Origin of the sequence: Cellulomonas oligotrophica, from assembly GCF_013409875.1 — a bacterium.
Classification (GTDB): Bacteria; Actinomycetota; Actinomycetes; order Actinomycetales; family Cellulomonadaceae; genus Cellulomonas; species Cellulomonas oligotrophica.
In genome coordinates this window covers 3945328-3961609 of sequence record NZ_JACCBK010000001.1, presented here as the reverse complement: position 1 = coordinate 3961609, position 16282 = coordinate 3945328, and the positions used below count along the sequence as shown (strand labels likewise).

The 16282-nt window shown below is 74.9% G+C and carries 14 protein-coding genes; 3 read left to right on the top strand and 11 right to left on the bottom strand.

Features of this window, described 5'->3' with window-relative positions; genetic code table 11:
* Positions 1 to 45: 45 nt before the first annotated feature.
* Positions 46 to 765, top strand: a complete 720-nt coding sequence (locus BKA21_RS18165; RefSeq protein WP_140460374.1) for a FadR/GntR family transcriptional regulator — start codon at positions 46 to 48, stop codon at positions 763 to 765.
* A gap of 45 nt (positions 766 to 810) precedes the next feature.
* Here the strand turns inward: BKA21_RS18165 and BKA21_RS18160 are convergent, their stop codons facing one another.
* From BKA21_RS18160 to BKA21_RS18110, 11 genes are all read right to left on the bottom strand, one after another.
* Complete coding sequence (locus tag BKA21_RS18160; RefSeq protein WP_140460373.1) at positions 811 to 2628, bottom strand: ABC transporter ATP-binding protein; 1818 nt, start codon at positions 2626 to 2628, stop codon at positions 811 to 813.
* Positions 2625 to 4487, bottom strand: coding sequence for an ABC transporter ATP-binding protein (locus BKA21_RS18155; RefSeq protein WP_140460575.1), 1863 nt, complete (start codon positions 4485 to 4487; stop codon positions 2625 to 2627). The genes BKA21_RS18160 and BKA21_RS18155 overlap by 4 nt, the downstream gene beginning before the upstream one ends.
* 135 nt (positions 4488 to 4622) lie before the next feature.
* Positions 4623 to 5387 (bottom strand): SDR family oxidoreductase, encoded by a 765-nt coding sequence (locus BKA21_RS18150; protein WP_140460372.1) that lies wholly within the window; start codon positions 5385 to 5387, stop codon positions 4623 to 4625.
* Positions 5388 to 5523: 136 nt separating this feature from the next.
* Positions 5524 to 6864, bottom strand: a complete 1341-nt coding sequence (locus BKA21_RS18145) for an aspartate aminotransferase family protein (protein ID WP_140460371.1) — start codon at positions 6862 to 6864, stop codon at positions 5524 to 5526.
* Between the two features lie 116 nt (positions 6865 to 6980).
* On the bottom strand, positions 6981 to 8123 hold the full coding sequence (locus BKA21_RS18140) for an ABC transporter substrate-binding protein (RefSeq protein WP_140460370.1): 1143 nt from the start codon (positions 8121 to 8123) through the stop codon (positions 6981 to 6983).
* 106 nt (positions 8124 to 8229) lie between these two features.
* Positions 8230 to 9009 (bottom strand): ABC transporter permease, encoded by a 780-nt coding sequence (locus BKA21_RS18135; protein ID WP_140460369.1) that lies wholly within the window; start codon positions 9007 to 9009, stop codon positions 8230 to 8232.
* Positions 9006 to 9836, bottom strand: a complete 831-nt coding sequence (locus BKA21_RS18130; RefSeq protein ID WP_140460574.1) for an ABC transporter ATP-binding protein — start codon at positions 9834 to 9836, stop codon at positions 9006 to 9008. The genes BKA21_RS18135 and BKA21_RS18130 overlap by 4 nt, the downstream gene beginning before the upstream one ends.
* Positions 9837 to 9943: 107 nt before the next feature.
* Complete coding sequence (locus tag BKA21_RS18125; RefSeq protein ID WP_140460368.1) at positions 9944 to 10915, bottom strand: ABC transporter permease; 972 nt, start codon at positions 10913 to 10915, stop codon at positions 9944 to 9946.
* Positions 10912 to 11943, bottom strand: coding sequence for a TIGR03842 family LLM class F420-dependent oxidoreductase (locus tag BKA21_RS18120; protein WP_140460367.1), 1032 nt, complete (start codon positions 11941 to 11943; stop codon positions 10912 to 10914). Before BKA21_RS18120 ends, BKA21_RS18125 begins: the two co-directional genes overlap by 4 nt.
* A 12-nt stretch (positions 11944 to 11955) precedes the next feature.
* Positions 11956 to 13377, bottom strand: a complete 1422-nt coding sequence (gene hydA / locus BKA21_RS18115) for a dihydropyrimidinase (protein ID WP_140460366.1) — start codon at positions 13375 to 13377, stop codon at positions 11956 to 11958.
* A 25-nt stretch (positions 13378 to 13402) separates the two neighbouring features.
* Positions 13403 to 14251, bottom strand: a complete 849-nt coding sequence (locus BKA21_RS18110; RefSeq protein WP_140460365.1) for a nitrilase-related carbon-nitrogen hydrolase — start codon at positions 14249 to 14251, stop codon at positions 13403 to 13405.
* 276 nt (positions 14252 to 14527) lie between these two features.
* Here BKA21_RS18110 and BKA21_RS18105 point away from each other — a divergent pair, with 276 nt between their 5' ends.
* Both BKA21_RS18105 and BKA21_RS18100 read left to right on the top strand, forming a co-directional pair.
* Entirely contained in the window at positions 14528 to 15868 is a 1341-nt protein-coding gene (locus BKA21_RS18105) for an aminotransferase class I/II-fold pyridoxal phosphate-dependent enzyme (protein ID WP_140460364.1), read from the top strand.
* Positions 15869 to 15976: 108 nt separating this feature from the next.
* Entirely contained in the window at positions 15977 to 16240 is a 264-nt protein-coding gene (locus BKA21_RS18100; protein WP_140460363.1) for a metal-sensitive transcriptional regulator, read from the top strand.
* Positions 16241 to 16282 lie beyond the last annotated feature (42 nt).

The window sequence follows — 16282 nt, the reverse complement described above, 5'->3', positions numbered from 1 at the left end:
GGCCCGGTCCGTAGACTGCGGCCACCGACGGGTGGAGGACGGGCGATGGGCAAGGGGCTGCACGGCGGCGTGCTCGACCGCCTCGGCCGCCGCATCGCCGCGGGCGACCTGCCCGCCGGGACGGTGCTCACGCTCGCCGGCCTCGAGGCCGAGCTGGGCGTGTCCCGCACGGTCGTGCGCGAGGCGGTGCGCGTGCTCGAGGCGGTCGGCATGGTCACCAGCCGCCAGCGCGTCGGCATCACCGTGCAGCCCGAGCACGCCTGGCACGCCCTCGACCCCCAGGTCATCCAGTGGCGCCTGGCCGGCCCGGGCCGCTACCGCCAGCTCGTCGAGCTCACCGAGCTGCGCCTGGCCGTCGAGCCCACCGCCGCCCGCCTCGCCGCCCGGTACGCCGACGCGCCGACACGCGCCCGGCTCGTCGAGCTCGCGGACCGCCTGCACGCCCTGGGCGCCGACGAGCAGGCGGCCTCCGCCGCGTACCTCGACGCCGACGTCGCGTTCCACACCGTGCTGCTGCGCGCCGGCGGCAACCCGCTGCTCGGCATGCTCGGCGGCGCCGTCACCGAGGTGCTCGCCGGGCGGGCCGCGCTCGGGCTGATGCCCGAGGTCCCCGCCGAGCCGTCCCTCGACGGGCACCGGGCCGTGGCGCTGGCCGTCGCGCAGGGCGAGGAGGACGAGGCCGAGCGGCAGACCCGCGCGGTGGTCGAGGAGGTGTGGCGCGCCGTCGTGGCCGCCGCCCGCCGCGACGGCCGCCCGACCCGCTGACCCCACCCGGCACGCGGCCCGTCCGACCGCCTGCTCACGCGCGGGTCAGGGGGTGCGCAGCGAGTCCTGCCACTGGGCGTGCAGGGCCGCGAACCGCCCGCCGGCCGCCACCAGCTCCTCGGGGCTGCCGTCCTCGGCGACGCGCCCGTCGGCGACGACGAGCACCCGGTCGGCGTGCATGACGGTCGACAGCCGGTGCGCGATGACCACGGCCGTGCGGCCCACGAGCAGGCGCCGCAGCCCGTCCTGCACGAGCTGCTCGCCCGGCACGTCGAGCGAGCTCGTCGCCTCGTCGAGCACCAGCACCGCCGGGTCGGCGAGGAACGCCCGGGCGAACGACACGAGCTGGCGCTGGCCCGCCGAGAGCCGGACCCCGCGGGTGTCGACGCCCGTGGCGTACCCGTCCGGCAGAGACATCACCAGGTCGTGCACGCCCACCGCGCGCGCCGCGGCCTCGACCTCCGCGTCGGAGGCGTCGGGGCGGCCCAGCGCGATGTTCGCGCGCACCGACCCGGAGAACAGGTACGCCTCCTGCGTCACCATGACCACGGCGCGCCGCAGGTCGGTGGCGTCGACGTCGCGCAGGTCCACCCCGTCCAGGCGCACCGCACCGGCCCGCGGGTCGTAGAACCGCGCGAGCAGCTTGGCGACCGTCGACTTGCCCGCGCCCGTCTCCCCCACCAGCGCGAGCGTCTGCCCCGCGGGCACGTGCAGGTCCAGGTGCGGCAGCACCGACGGGCCCGCGCCGTACCCGAACTCCACGCCGTCGAACCGCACGTCCCCGGCCGGGCGGACCACCCGCACGGGCCGCACCGGGTCCGGGACCGTCGGCTCCTCCGCGAGCAGCGCCGAGAGCTTCTCCAGCGCCGCCGTCGCCGACTGGAACGCGTTGTAGAACATGCCGACCTGCGCCAGCGGCGCGAAGAACCGCCGCGCGTACAGCACCGCCGCGACGAGGACCCCGACCTCCAGGCCGCCGTCGAGCACGCGCAGCCCGCCGACCAGGAGCACCGCGGCCAGCGTGACGTTGCCGATGAGCACGAGGCCGGTGTCGAAGACGCCGTTGACGCGGATCGCCTCGGCGTTCGCGGCGCGGTACTCCTCGGCGAGCCCGTCGTACACGCCCGCGACCTCGCGCTCGCGGCGGAACGCCTGCACCGCGCGCACCCCGGTCATGGTCTCGACGAACCGCACGATGACCCGCGCCGCGGCCGTGCGCGAACGCCGGTACTGCGCCTGCGACCGCCGCTGGAACCAGCGGGTGAGCACCAGGCCGGGCACCACCGCGACCAGCAGCACCAGGCCGGAGCGCCAGTCGAGCAGCACCAGGCTGGTCGCGGTGAACACCATGGCCAGGCCGCTGGCCGCCAAGGTCGTCACGCCGCCGTCGAGGAGCTCGCGCAGGGCCTCCAGGTCGGAGGTCTGTCGGGAGATGATCCGGCCCGAGGTGTACCGCTCGTGGAACTCCAGGCTCAGGCGCTGGGTGTGCCGGAACACCCGGCCCCGCAGGTCCAGCAGCACGGCCTGGCTGACGCGCGCGGCCAGGCGCACGGTGGCCGCGGTGAGCACACCCGCGGCCAGCGCGGCGGCCGCGTAGACGCCCGCCACCAGCAGCAGCGGGCCGGCGTCGCCCGCACGCAGGGCGGGCAGGCCGCGGTCGATGCCCGCAGCCACGAGCGCCGGCCCGGCGACGAGCGCGAGCTGGGCGCCGACCACCACGAGCGCGGTCGCCCACGCGCGCCGCGCGACGGGCCGCAGCAGGGACCCGAGCAGCGCGAGCGAGCGCGCACGGACCTCGTGCGCGGGCAGGACCGGGCCGTCGTCGTCGGTGGCGCCGTGTGCGGGTGCGGTCGTGGCGGTCATCGGCCCTCCCCCGGGCCCGCGCCGATGCGCGCGGCGTCGTCGGGCACCGCGTCGTCAGGAACAGCGTCGTCAGGCACGGCGTCGTCGGGCACGGCGTCGGGCCGGTCGGGGGCGTCGTGCTCGGCGGTGAGCACGTACCGGTAGTGCGGGTGCGTCGCCAGCAGCTCGGCGTGCGGGCCGACGCCGGTGATCCGCCCGTCCTCGAGCACCGCGACGCGGTCGGCGAGCGCGACGGTCGACGTGCGGTGCGCGACGACGAGCGTGGTGGTGGTCGCCAGGGTGCGGCGCAGCCCCGCGGTGACCTCGGCCTCGGTGGCGACGTCGAGCGCCGACAACGGGTCGTCGAGCACGAGCACGCGGGGGCTGCCGGCGATGGCGCGGGCCAGGGCGACGCGCTGCCGCTGCCCGCCGGACAGGCTCAGCCCCTCCTCGCCGATCACGGTGTCGAGGCCGCGCGGCAGGGTGCGGGCGAACCCGGCGCGGGCGACGTCGACGGCCCGGTCCACGAGCGCGTCCGCCGCGGCGGGGTCGAGCCCGGCCAGGTGCTCGGCGGGCACCCCCATGAGCACGTTCTCGCGCACCGAGGCGGAGAACAGGATCGGGTCCTCGAACGCCACGGCCACCGCGGCGCGCAGGTCGGCGCGGGTCAGGTCGCGCACGTCGACGCCGTCGACCAGCACGGCCCCGCCCGTGACGTCGTAGAGCCGGGGCACGAGCTGCAGGAGGGTCGTCTTGCCGCTGCCGGTGAGGCCGACGAGCGCGAGGGTCTCCCCCGGCTCGAGCACCAGGTCGACGCCGCCCAGCACCTCGCGCCGGCCGGGGCCGTGCGCGAACCGCACGTCCCGCAGCTCGACGCGCGACCCGCCCGCCGGAGCCGGCGGCAGCGCCACCGGCTGCTCGGGGTCGGCGACGGCCGGGGCGGTGTCCATGACCTCCAGGTACCGGTCGGTGCCGGCCCGCGCGTCCAGGGTCATCGCCAGGAGCTGGCCGAGCGCCTCGACCGGACGGCTCATCACCACGGCCGTGGCGAAGAACGCGACGAGCGCCCCGACGCTGACCCGGTCGCCCGACGCGAGCCACACCCCGACCGCGAGCGCCACGGCCAGCGTCGTCTCGGGGATCCAGGCGAGCACGAACGTCATGCGCGACTGCGAGCGCGCCTTGTCGAGCTCGGTGCCGCGCAGCTCGTCGGCCTGCCGCACGAAGTCCTCGAGGGCGTCGTCGCCGCGGCCGAAGGCCTTGAGCACACGGATGCCGTGGACGGACTCCTCGACGGACGTCGCGAGGTCGCCGGCCTGGTCGCGGGCGCGGCGGACGACGACCTTGTAGTCGAGGCGGAACCGGAACCCCAGCGCGACCACGGGCACGGCGCCGGCGAGGTACACCAGCCCGAGCGGGGGGCTGGTCGCGATCATCAGCCCGGCGCCGACGACGACGGTGGTCGCGGCGACGACGAGCTGGATCAGCCCGAACACCATCCACCGGCGCACGAGGTGCAGGTCGCCCATGGAGCGCTGGAGCAGCTGCCCGCCGGACCAGCGGTCGTGGAACGCGACGGGCAGGTCGAGCAGGTGCCGGAACAGGTCGGTGCGCATGGCCCGCTCGACGCCGGTGCCGGGGGTGGCGATCAGGGCCCGGCGGCACCAGACGAGGAACGCCTCGAGGACGCCGAGCAGCAGCACGAGCCCGGCGGCCTGGACCACGGCGGTGCGGGTACCCCCGGCGACGAGGTGGCCGTTGACGACCTGCCCGAGCACCTGCGGCACGGCGAGCGCGAGGAGGCTGGCGACGAGGGTGGCGACGCCGCCGGCGACGACACGGGGCACCGCGGGGCGGGCCCAGCGCAGCAGCCGCAGCATCGCGCGGGTCGTCGAGGCGTCCGGCGACGCGGGGGCGGGTGGCACCCGGTCAGCCTAGGCAGGCCCGCCGACGCCCGCCCGGTGCGCCTCCTGCGGGCGGGCCGGGCGGACGTCGTGCGGGTCGGCCTGACGGGGTCAGACGCCGGTGCGGGCGATCGTCGTGTTGTTCGCCTGGGCGCGGGGCCGCACGACGAGCAGGTCGACGTTGACGTGCGCCGGGCGGGTCAGCGACCAGGCGATGACGTCGGCGACGTCGTCGGCCACGAGCGGCTGGTAGCCCTCGTAGACCTTCGCGGCGCGCTCGGCGTCGCCGTCGAACCGCACGAGGGAGAACTCCTCGGTGGCGACGTTGCCCGGTGCGATCTCGATGACGCGGATCGGCTCGCCGACGATCTCCCAGCGCAGCGTCGTGGCGAGCATGCGCTCGGCGTGCTTGACGCCGGTGTACCCGGCGCCGCCGGGGTACGCGGCCTGGCCGGCGGTCGAGGTGACGACGAGGACGTCGCCCGCGCCGCGCTCGCGCAGCAGCGGCAGCACGCCCTTGGTCACGCGCAGGGTGCCGAGCACGTTGAGCTCGTACATGGTGCGCCAGCCGTCGAGGTCAGCGTCCTCGACGGTGTCCAGCCCGAGCGCGCCGCCGGCGTTGTTGACCACGGCGTCCAGGCCGCCGGTGTCGCGCACGTGCGCGACGAGGGCGTCGACGTCGGCGTCGGAGGTGACGTCGGCGACGAACGTCTCGGCACCGGTCTCGGCGGCGAGGGCGGCGAGCCGGTCGGCGCGGCGGGCGGTGGCGACGACGTCCCAGCCCTCGGCGCGCAGGCGGCGCACGGTGGCGGCGCCGATGCCGGAGGACGCGCCGGTGACGAGCGCGCGGCGGGGACGGTCGGTGGTCGAGGACATGCGGGGCTCCTTGCGGCAGGGCGGACGGTCGAGCATGGCACGCGGCGGCCGGCCCGGGTCCGTCGGCGGACCGGGCAGGGTCGGCAGGTGCGGGTCGGCAGGTGCGGGGCGGCAGGTGCGGGGCGGCGGGTGCGGGTCAGGCGGGGGCGACCTCGGCGAGGGCCTCGGCGAGCAGCGCGACCCCCTCCTCGGCCTGCGCGGGCGTGACGACGCACGGCGGGACCACGTGCACACGGTTCTCGGCGAGGAACGGCAGCAGCCCGCGGCGCAGGCACGCGGCCTTGAGCGGGCCCATGACGTCGGCGCCGACGGGCGTGCGGGTGCCACGGTCGGCGACGAGCTCGAGCGCCCAGAACACCCCGGTCCCCCGCACCTCGCCGACCAGCGGCTGGGCCTCGGCGAGGGCCGTCAGGGCGGGGCCGAGCACGTCGGTGCCGATCGCCGCGGCGTTCTCGACGACGCCCTCGTCCTCCATCGCCGCGACGGACGCGACGACCGCGGCCATGGCCAGGGGGTGCCCGGAGTAGGTGAGCCCGCCGGGGAAGACGCGCTCGTCGAACGTCGCGAGGATCTCCTCGCTGACGAGGACGCCGCCGGCGGGCACGTACCCGGAGTTCACCCCCTTGGCGAAGGTCACCAGGTCGGGCACGACGTCGTGCTGGTCGAACGCGAACCACGAGCCGGTGCGGCCGAACCCGGCCATGACCTCGTCGAGGATCAGCACGATGCCGTACCGGTCGGCGATCGCGCGCACGCCGGCCAGGTACCCGGGGGGCGGCACGAGGACGCCGGCGGTGCCGGGCACGGACTCCAGCAGGATCGCGGCGACGGACGACGGGCCCTCGCACTGGATCACGCGCTCGAGGTGCGTCAGCGCCCGCTCGCACTCCTCCTGCGGGGTCGTCGCCCAGAACTCCGAGCGGTACAGGTACGGGCCGAACACGTGCACGTGGCCGCGCGCGTACTCGTTGGGCACGCGCCGCCAGTCGCCGGTGGCCACGACGGCCGCGCCGGTGTTGCCGTGGTACGAGCGGTAGTGGGAGACGACCTTGTCGCGGCCGGTGTGCAGGCGGGCCATGCGGATGGCGTTCTCGTTGGCGTCGGCGCCGCCGTTGGTGAAGAACACCTTGGCGAAGCGGTCGGGCGCGTGGCCGAGCACGGCACGGGCGGCGCGGCCGCGGGCGAGGTTCGCGGTGGCCGGCGCCACGGTCGTCAGCTCGGCGGCCTGCGCGCGGATCGCCTCGACGACCCGGGGGTGCTGGTGGCCGATGTTGGTGTTGACGAGCTGGCTGGAGAAGTCGAGGTACCGGCGCCCGGCGTGGTCCCACACGGTCGACCCGGACCCGCCGGCGACGACGAACGGCGCGACGGCGCCCTGCGCGGACCACGAGTGGAAGACGTGCGCGCGGTCGAGCGCGACGGCCTCGTCGTCGAGCGCGGCGCCGGCGGGCGCGGGTGCGTGGGTCGTGCCTGCCATCAGGGCCTCCTCGGGCGGACGCGACGCGTCCTGGTGCGGGTGGTGCTGCGGTGCGGGTCGTGCCGGGGGGTGGCCGGTGCGGTGCGCGTGCTGGTGCGCACCGCACCGGCCGGGGGTCAGTTCCCGCCCTCGGCGAGCTCGACGTCCAGCGGCTCGAAGTCCTCGCCGACGACGTCCTCGCCGGCCTCCTCGAGCTCGGCGAGCGCCTGCTCGACGTACTCGGTGGTGTACGCGGACTCCGGCGGCTCGGTCGTGATGATCGTCGCGCCGGTCTCGTTGCTCGTCTCCAGGGCCAGGGCGACGGTGCGGTCCCAGACCTCCTCGTCGACCAGGCCGATGCCGCCGGTCGTGGACGGCCAGATGAGGTTGTTGACCTCGTTGGTCATCCACAGCTGGTGCGACGTGCCGAGCGTGGAGCCGGCGGCGGTGACGATCTCCGCCGCCTCCTGCGGGTTGTCACGGGCGTAGATCCAGCCACGGATCGTGGCCTTGAGGAACTTGACGGTGGTGTCCTGGTACGCCTCGTCGGACTCCAGGCGCTCGGTGTCGGCCCAGATCGCGTCCTGGAGCATGGCGACGCCCTCGTCGTTCCAGTCGATGACGGTGAAGTCCTCGGGCTGGTAGAGGTCGCCGGTGTCGGGGTCGACCGTCTCCAGCAGCTGGGCGTACTCGTTGTAGGTCATGGCCTGCGCGGCGTCGATGTCGCCGTTGAGCAGGCCGAGCATGTCGAACGCCTGCGTGACGAGCTCGAAGTCCTCGACGCCGGCGGCGTTCAGCCCGGCGAAGAGCTCCCACTCGTTGCCGTAGCCCCAGGAGCCGACCTTCTTGCCCTCGAGGTCCGCGACGGACTCGATGCCGGAGTCCGCGAACGCGACCTGCAGGGTCGCGGAGCGCTCGAAGATCTGCGCGACGTTGGTGATGGCGGCGCCCTGCTCGATGGAGCCGAGCACCTTGGGCACCCACGCGACCGCGTAGTCGACCTCGCCGGCCGCGAGCGCGTCCTGCGGGACGATGTCGCCGCCCGACGGCAGGATCTCGACCGCCAGGCCCTCCTCCTCGTAGTAGCCCTGGTCGACCGCCGCGTAGTACCCGGCGAACTGGGCCTGCGTGAGCCACTGCAGCTGCAGCGTGACGGGCGTGAGCCCGTCGGTGGACGAGCCGCCTGCGGCGCCGTCGTCCGAGCTCGAGCACGCCGTGAGCAGCAGACCTGCTGCTGCCACGGACGCGACGGCCGCCCCCCAACGCGTCGTGGTCCTCATGTCATCTCCCCTCGGTGGTCGCGTGCCCCGGACGGGCACGTGGGTGCTGCGTGTCGACCGTCCTGGCGGCGTCGGCAGGCGGGCGTGCGAGGGACGGGTGCGGCGCTCACGCGCCGGCCCGTCGGGTGACGAGGTGCTCCGCGGTGGCGGTCACCCCGTAGAACAGGAGGCCGACGACGATGCCGCCGAGCACGTAGGCCCACGCCTGGGCGTAGTTGGAGCCCGAGGCGGCGGTGGTGATGAACGAGCCGATCCCGGAGCGGGGGCCGCCGAAGTACTCGGCGACGATCGCGGAGATCACCGCCAGGGACGACGCCATGCGCAGCCCGGTGAACACGAACGGCACCGCCGTGGGGACGGTCACCGTGCGGGCGACCTGCACGGACGACGCGGCCAGCGCCCGCATGAGGTCGCGGTGCACGGGGCGGACCTGCCGCAGCCCGCGCAGCGCGTTGACGTACACGGGCACGAACACCGCGAGCGCGGCGACGATCACGCGGGCCTGCTCCGAGCTGGCGCCGTACATGGAGTACAGGACGGGTGCGAGGGCGACGACGGGGACGACGGCCAGTGCTGCGACGACGGGCTCGGCGAGCACGTCGACGACCCGGACCATGGCGGCGACGACCGCGAGCAGCACGCCGAGGGCGGCGCCGACGAGCAGGCCGAGCAGCGCGTTGCGGCCCGTGACCAGGGCGGCGGACGTGATGGGTCCGGCGTAGGTGGTGGCCTGGTCGGCGATGGCGGCCGGGCCGGGCAGCACGAACGGCGGCAGCTCGGCGAGCACGACGAGCGCCTGCCAGGCGGCGAGCATCGCGACGAGCAGCAGCACCGGCGGCAGGACCTGGCGCAGCACGCCCCAGGTGGCGTCCAGGCCGCGGGTCATCGCACGTCCACGCCGCGGGCGGCGGGTGCCGCACCCGGCTGGCCGGCGTGCAGGGCGTCGCGGACGCGCGCGACGGCGGCGAAGAACGCGGCGTCGTTGCGCAGGTCGTCGCCGGTGTCGTCGTGCGGGCCGGACCCGCCGAGCGCGGCGGCGTGCCGGTCGAGGCCGACGTCGACGATCTCGCGGATCTGCCCGGGGCGCGGCGACATGACCACGACGCGGTCGGACAGGAACACGGCCTCGGGGATGGAGTGGGTGACGAAGACGACGGCCGCGCGGGTCTCGGCGCAGATCCGCAGGAGCTGGGCCTGCAGGTGCTCGCGGGTCATCTCGTCGAGCGCCCCGAAGGGCTCGTCCATGAGCAGCAGCGACGGCTCGTCGGCCAGGGCGCGGGCGATCGCGACGCGCTGCTGCATGCCGCCGGAGAGCTGGTCGGGGTGGTGGTCGGCGAAGTCGGTCAGCCCGACGAGGGCGAGGAGCTCCTCGGCGCGGGCGCGGCGGCCGGCGCGGCCGGTGCCGGCGAGCTGGAGGGGCAGCTCGACGTTGGCCCGGACGGTGCGCCAGGGCAGCAGCCCGGCCTGCTGGAACGCGATGCCGTAGTCCCGGGCGAGGCGGGCCTCGCGGGCGCTGCGGCCGAAGACCTCGACGGTGCCGGAGGTGGGGGTGTCGAGGTCGGCGACGAGGCGCAGCAGGGTGGACTTGCCGCAGCCGGACGGGCCGATGAGGGAGACGAACTCCCCCGCGCCGACGGTCAGGTCGACGTCCTGCAGGGCCACGACCTGCCGGTCGCCGCGGCCGAAGGTGCGGGTGACGTGCTCGGCGCGCACGGCGACGGCCGCCGTGGTCGTGCCTGCGCCCGTGGTGTCCGTGGTGGTCGTGGTGCCGGCGTGAGGGCCGGTGTCGGGGCCGGTCGGGTCGGGCTGCTGCGTCGCGCTCACTGCGCCACCTCCACGCGTCGGTACCGTCGAAGACCGTGGCCCAGCAGGGCCACGAGGCCGGCCGCGAGCAGGCCGAGCGCGACGGCGCCGAAGATCGGCGCCCACGGCTTGGGCGGGTCGCTGGCGGCGAAGTTGGCGAACTCGAGGATCATCCGGCCCAGGCCGCCGGGCATGCCCGTGGCGACCTCGGCGACGATCGTGCCGACCACCGCGTTCGCGGCGGCCAGGCGCAGCGCGGGCAGCAGGTGCGGCACGGACGCCGGCAGGCGCAGCCGCACGAGGGTGGTGCCCCAGCCCACGCCGTAGGCGCGCAGCAGCTCGACGTGGATGGTGTCGGGCGACTGCAGGCCGCGCAGCATGCCGACGGCCACGGGGAAGAACGCCAGGTAGCTGGCGATCACCGCGACCGACATCCACGGCTGCCACTCGAACGCCCCGAGCTCGAGCTGCGCGCCCCACGAGCGGACCAGCGGTGCCAGGGCGATGAGCGGGACGGTCTGGGACAGGATCACCAGCGGCAGCACGGCCCGCTCGACGACCCCGAACCGTTGCATGACGATCGCGAGCAGCGCGCCGACCAGCACGCCGATCCCCCACCCGGCGGCCGCGACGCCGAGGGACAGCCCGCCGGCGCGGAGCACGGCCAGCCACAGCGGCTCGGCGCCGGTCGCCCCCGAGACGGGCTCGGCGAGCCGGGCGACCATCTCCCACGTGTGCGGCATCGCCAGGTCCGTGGTGCGGGGCAGCAGGCGGGTCTCGCCGACGGACCAGCCGTCGTCGGGGCCGAGGAGCTTGTACGCCTCCCACAGCAGCGCCACGGCCAGGACGGACGCCACGGCCACCAGCGGGCGGACCCGCAGCAGGCGCGCGAGCACCGACGGACCCGCCCGGCCGGGCGCCGGGGCGGCGGGGAGGGGCGCCCCGGTGGTGCCGGCCGGGACGGTGGTCGTGGCGTCCGTCGTGCTCATGCGGTGGCCACGACCTGCTCGGCCAGCGCGGGGATGATGCGCTCGCCGTACATGCGCATCGTCTCCTCCTTGTTGTCGTGCTGGAGGTAGAGCGCGAACTGGTCGCAGCCGAGGGCCTGGAGCTCGCGCAGCCGCTCGACGTGCTCGTGCGGGGAGCCCAGCAGGCAGAACCGCTCGACGATCTCGTCGGGAACGAACCGGGTGTGGGAGTTCCCCGCCCGGCCGTGCTCGTTGTAGTCGTAGCCCTCGCGCTCCTTGATGTAGTCGGTCAGGGCCTTGGGGATCGCGGAGTCCGTGCCGTACCTCGTCACGATGTCGGCGACGTGGTTGCCGACCATCCCGCCGAACCAGCGGCACTGCTCGCGCATGTGCGCCCGCTCCGAGGGCGACGCCCCGTCGCCGACGTACCCGGGGGCGGCGACGCAGATCTTCACCGCGTCGGGGTCGCGCCCGGCGGCCTCGGCCGAGTCGCGCACGGCCTTGACCATCCACGCCGTGATGTCGGGGTCCGCGAGCTGCAGGATGAAGCCGTCGCCGACCTCCCCGGTCAGCTTCAGGGCGAGCGGCCCGTACGCGGCGACCCACACGTCGAGCTCCGAGCCCTTGGCCCACGGGAACCGCACGGTGCGGTCCCCGACCTGCGCCGGGCGGTCGTTGGCGAGCTCACGGATGACCTCGATCGAGTCGCGCAGCGTCGCCAGGTTCGACGGCCGCCCGTTGAGGGTGCGCACCGCGGAGTCCCCGCGGCCGATGCCGCAGATCGTCCGGTTGCCGTACATCTCGTTGAGCGTCGCGAACAGCGACGCCAGCACGGTCCAGTCCCGCGTCGCGGGGTTGGTGACCATGGGGCCCACGACGACCTTGCGGGTCGCGGCGAGGATCGCCGAGTAGATGACGAACGGCTCCTGCCACAGCAGGTGCGAGTCGAACGTCCACACGTGGCTGAAGCCGTGGGTCTCCACCTGGCGGGCCAGCTCCACGGTCCGCGACGCGGGCGGGTGGGTCTGCAGGACGACACCGAAGTCCATGGGGGTCTCCTCTCAGACCAGGTACTGCGACAGGCCGCGCTTGACGTACCGCCCGTGCCCGGGGCGGCCGTGGTAGCCGGCGTCGTCGACGAGGACCTCGCCGCGGGACATGACGACGTCGACGTGACCGTCGACCTCGAAGCCCTCCCACGCGGAGTGGTCCATGTTCATGTGGTGCGTCTTGCCGACGCCGATGGACGTGTGGCCGGCCGGGTCGTAGACCACGACGTCGGCGTCGGCACCGGGGGCGATGACGCCCTTCGTGCCGTACAGCCCGAACATGCGCGCCGGCGTGGTCGACGTGAGCTCGACCCACCGCTCCAGCGTGATCTCGCCGGTGACGACGCCCTGGTACATCAGGTCCATGCGGTGCTCGACCGACCCGATGCCGTTGGGGATGGCCCGGAAGTCCCCGACGCCCAGCTCCTTCTGCCCCTTGAAGCAGAACGGGCAGTGGTCGGTGGAGACCATCTGGATGTCGTTGGTGCGCAGCGCCTGCCACATGTGGTCCTGGTGCCCCTCGGCCCGCGCGCGCAGCGGCGTCGAGCACACCCACTTCGACCCCTCGAACCCGGGGGCGCCGAGCTGCTCCTCCAGCGAGAGGTACAGGTACTGCGGGCACGTCTCGCCGAACACGTTCTTGCCGTTGTCGCGGGCCCACGCGAGCTGGGCGACGGCCTGCTTGGCGGACACGTGCACCACGTACAGGGGCGCGTTCGTGACGTCGGCCAGCATGATCGCCCGGTGCGTGGCCTCCTCCTCCAGCTGCCAGGCGCGGGCCACGCCGTGGAAGTACGGGTCGGTCTTGCCCTGCGCGACGAGCTGCGCTGCCAGGACGTCGATCGCGGGGCCGTTCTCGGCGTGCATCATCGTCAGCAGCCCCAGCCCGGCGGCCTTCTGCATCGCCCGCAGGATCTGGGCGTCGTCGGCGTAGAACACCCCCGGGTACGCCATGAACAGCTTGTAGCTGGTGACGCCCTCGTCGACGAGGGACTCCATGGCCTTGAGGGAGTCCTCGTCGACGCCGCCGACGATCTGGTGGAACCCGTAGTCGACCGCGCAGTTCCCGGCCGCCTTCTCGTGCCACGCGGCCAGGCCGTCCTCGACGCGCTCGCCGGCGCGCTGCACGGCGAAGTCGATGATCGTCGTCGTGCCGCCCCACGCGGCGGCGCGGGTGCCGGTCTCGAAGGTGTCCGAGGCCGCGGTGCCGCCGAACGGCAGCTCCATGTGCGTGTGGGCGTCGATCCCGCCCGGCACGACGTACTTGCCCGTGGCGTCGAGGACCTGGTCGACCGACGCCGCGAGGTCGTGCCCGAGCAGCGTCGAGCCGGGTGCCAGGACCGCGGCGATCGTCCCGCCGTCGACGAGCACGTCGGCGGCGGTGCGGCCGGTCGCCGAGACGACCGTGCCGCCGCGGATGAGGGTGGTGGCCATGGGTGTCCTTCCGTGCGACGAGGGGTCAGGGGGCGACGATCGGGCCGTAGGCGTCGGGGCGGCGGTCGCGGAAGAACTGCCAGCGCTCCCGGACCTCGCGGATCTGGTCGAGGTCGAGGTCGCGGATCAGCAGCTGGTTCTCGCTGGTCGAGCCGACCTCGCCGACGTAGTTCCCGTCGGGGCCCACGGCGTAGGACGAGCCGTAGAAGTTGACCGCCTCGTCGCCGTACTCGTTGTCCTCGAGCCCGACACGGTTGTTGGCGATGACGAACATGCCGTTGGCGACGGCCGCGGCCGGCTGCTCGATCTCCCAGAGCTTGTTGGAGATGCCGGGAGCGGTGGCGTTCGGGTTGAACACGATCTCGGCGCCGTTGAGGGCCAGGACCCGCCAGCCCTCGGGGAAGTGCCGGTCGTAGCAGATGTTCACGCCGATCTTGCCCGCGGCGGTGTCGAACACGGGGTACCCGAGGTTGCCGGGCCGGAAGTAGAACTTCTCCCAGAACTTGGGCAGGTGCGGGATGTGGTGCTTGCGGTAGCTGCCGAGCACGGTGCCGTCGGCGTCGATGACCACCGCGGTGTTGTAGAGGACGCCGGGCTGGTCCTCCTCGTAGATGGGCAGCACGATGACGATGCCGAGCTCGGCGGCCAGCGCGGCGAACCGCTGCGTGGTGGGGCCGGGCACGGGCTCGGCGTAGTCGTAGTACTTCGTGTCCTGCGTGATGCCGAAGTAGGGGCCGTAGAAGAGCTCCTGGAACCCGATGACCTTGGCGCCGGCGGCGGCGGCCTCGCGCGTCCAGTCCTCGTGGAGCGCGATCATCGACTCCTTGTCGCCGGTCCAGGTGGCCTGGGTGAATGCGACGCGTACGACGGTCATGGGTCCTCCGGGCTCTCGTGCGGGGTGCGTGGGCGCGGTGCGGGCCGGGCGCCCGTCGGGGCGACCCGGGCCGTGGCGCCGAGGAATGTGACTGTCCGGCTTGGACATTTCTGCGGGGTAACCCGGCGTTTGCGTCGCGGGAACTTCCGGGGCCGGTGTGTGAACTCTTGGACCGTCGTCCGGGACAGGCACCTCCCCGCCACCCGGACGGGCGTCCACCGCCGGCGCACGGCCCACGCACACGTGCCCGTAACACGGGCAGGGCAGCATGCGCCCATGCAGCCCCTGGAGCTGGCCGCGCGGGTGACCGACCGGTCGCCGCGCGGCATCGCGGGGACCATCGCCCGCCTGGTGCACACGGGCGACCTGCTGCCCGGCGACCGCCTGCCGACCGTGCGGGCCCTGGCCACCGCGCTCGGGGTCAGCCCGGCCACGGTGGGCTCGGCGTGGCAGACGCTGGCCACGGCCGGCCTCGTCATCTCGCGCGGGCGGGCGGGCACCTCGGTGCTGCCCGGGCCCGCGGGGCGCCTGCCCCCGCGCTACCGCGACCTGGCCGACGTGCCGCCCGCCCGCATCGACCTGGCCGCCGGCACCCCCGACCCGGACCTGCTGCCCGACCTGGGCCCGGCGCTCGGCCGCGTCGCGGCGCGCGTGCGCGTGGCCCGGACCGCCGGGTACCTGGAGGACCCGGTGGTGCCCGAGCTGGAGCGGCTGCTGCGCACGTCGTGGCCGTTCCGCCCGCAGCGGCTGACCGTCGTCGACGGCGCCGTGGACGCCCTGTCACGGGTGCTGGAGCAGATCACGGGCTTCGGCGACCGCGTGGCCGTCGAGGACCCGGGGTTCCCGCCCGTGCTGGACCTGCTCGACCACCTGGGCCTCGAGCGCGTCGCGGTCCCCCTGGACCGGCACGGGCTGCGCCCCGACGCGCTGGCCGAGGCGCTCGCCGCGGGGGTCCGGGCGGTCGTGCTGCAGCCGCGCGCACACAACCCCACCGGCGTGAGCCTGACGCCGACCCGCGCCCGGGAGCTCGCGGCCGTGCTGCGCGCGGGCGACGGGCACGCGTGGGTCGTCGAGGACGACCACTCCGGGGAGATCGCGTCCTCGCGCGACGTGAGCCTGGGCACGCTGGTGCCGGACCGGGTGGTGCACGTGCGCTCCTACTCCAAGTCCCACGGTCCGGACCTGCGGATCGCGGCGGTCGGCGGCCCGGCGACCGTGCTCGACGCGCTCGTGGCCCGGCGCATGATGGGCCCGGGCTGGACGTCGCGCCTGCTGCAGCACGTGCTGGCCGACCTGCTGACCGACGCGCAGGCCGTGGACGCGGTGCAGCACGCGCGGCGCGTGTACTACGGGCGGCAGCGGGCCCTGTGCGCGGCGCTCGCCGAGCACGGCGTGCACGTGCCGCCGGGCGACGGGATCAACCTGTGGCTGCCCGTGCACGACGAGCGCACGGCCCTGGTGCGCCTGGAGGCGGCGGGCGTGCGGGTGGCGCGCGGGCGGCCGTTCTTCTCCGTGCCGCCCCACCCGGGCGGGTGGGTGCGCGTGACGGTGGGGCTGCTGCAGACTGCGGACGTCGCGCACGTGGCCCGGGCGCTGGCGCTGGCCGCCGCACCCTGACGCGCGGGCGTTCGCCGAGGGCGGACGGTCCGGGACCTCCGTCCCGTGGACCCGTGATACCCCCGGGGGTATAGTCGGACCATCGACCACCCGCCCCGGAGGCTTCGCATGCAGCTCGACCCGACCGAGATCGCCCCCGCCGTCACCCGCCTGCGCCGCGCGCAGGGCCAGCTCGCCGGCGTCCTGCGGATGCTCGACGAGGGCGCGGACTGCAAGTCCGTCGTGACCCAGCTCGCGGCCGTCTCCAAGGCGCTCGACCGGGCCGGCTTCGCGATCATCTCGACCGGCATGGCCCAGTGCCTGCGCGACCCCGACGGCGAGGGCACGCTCGACCGCGACGAGATGGAGAAGCTCTTCCTCTCGCTCGCCTGAGCCGTCCCGGGTCCCGCGTCCCCACGCCGGGACCCGCCGCAG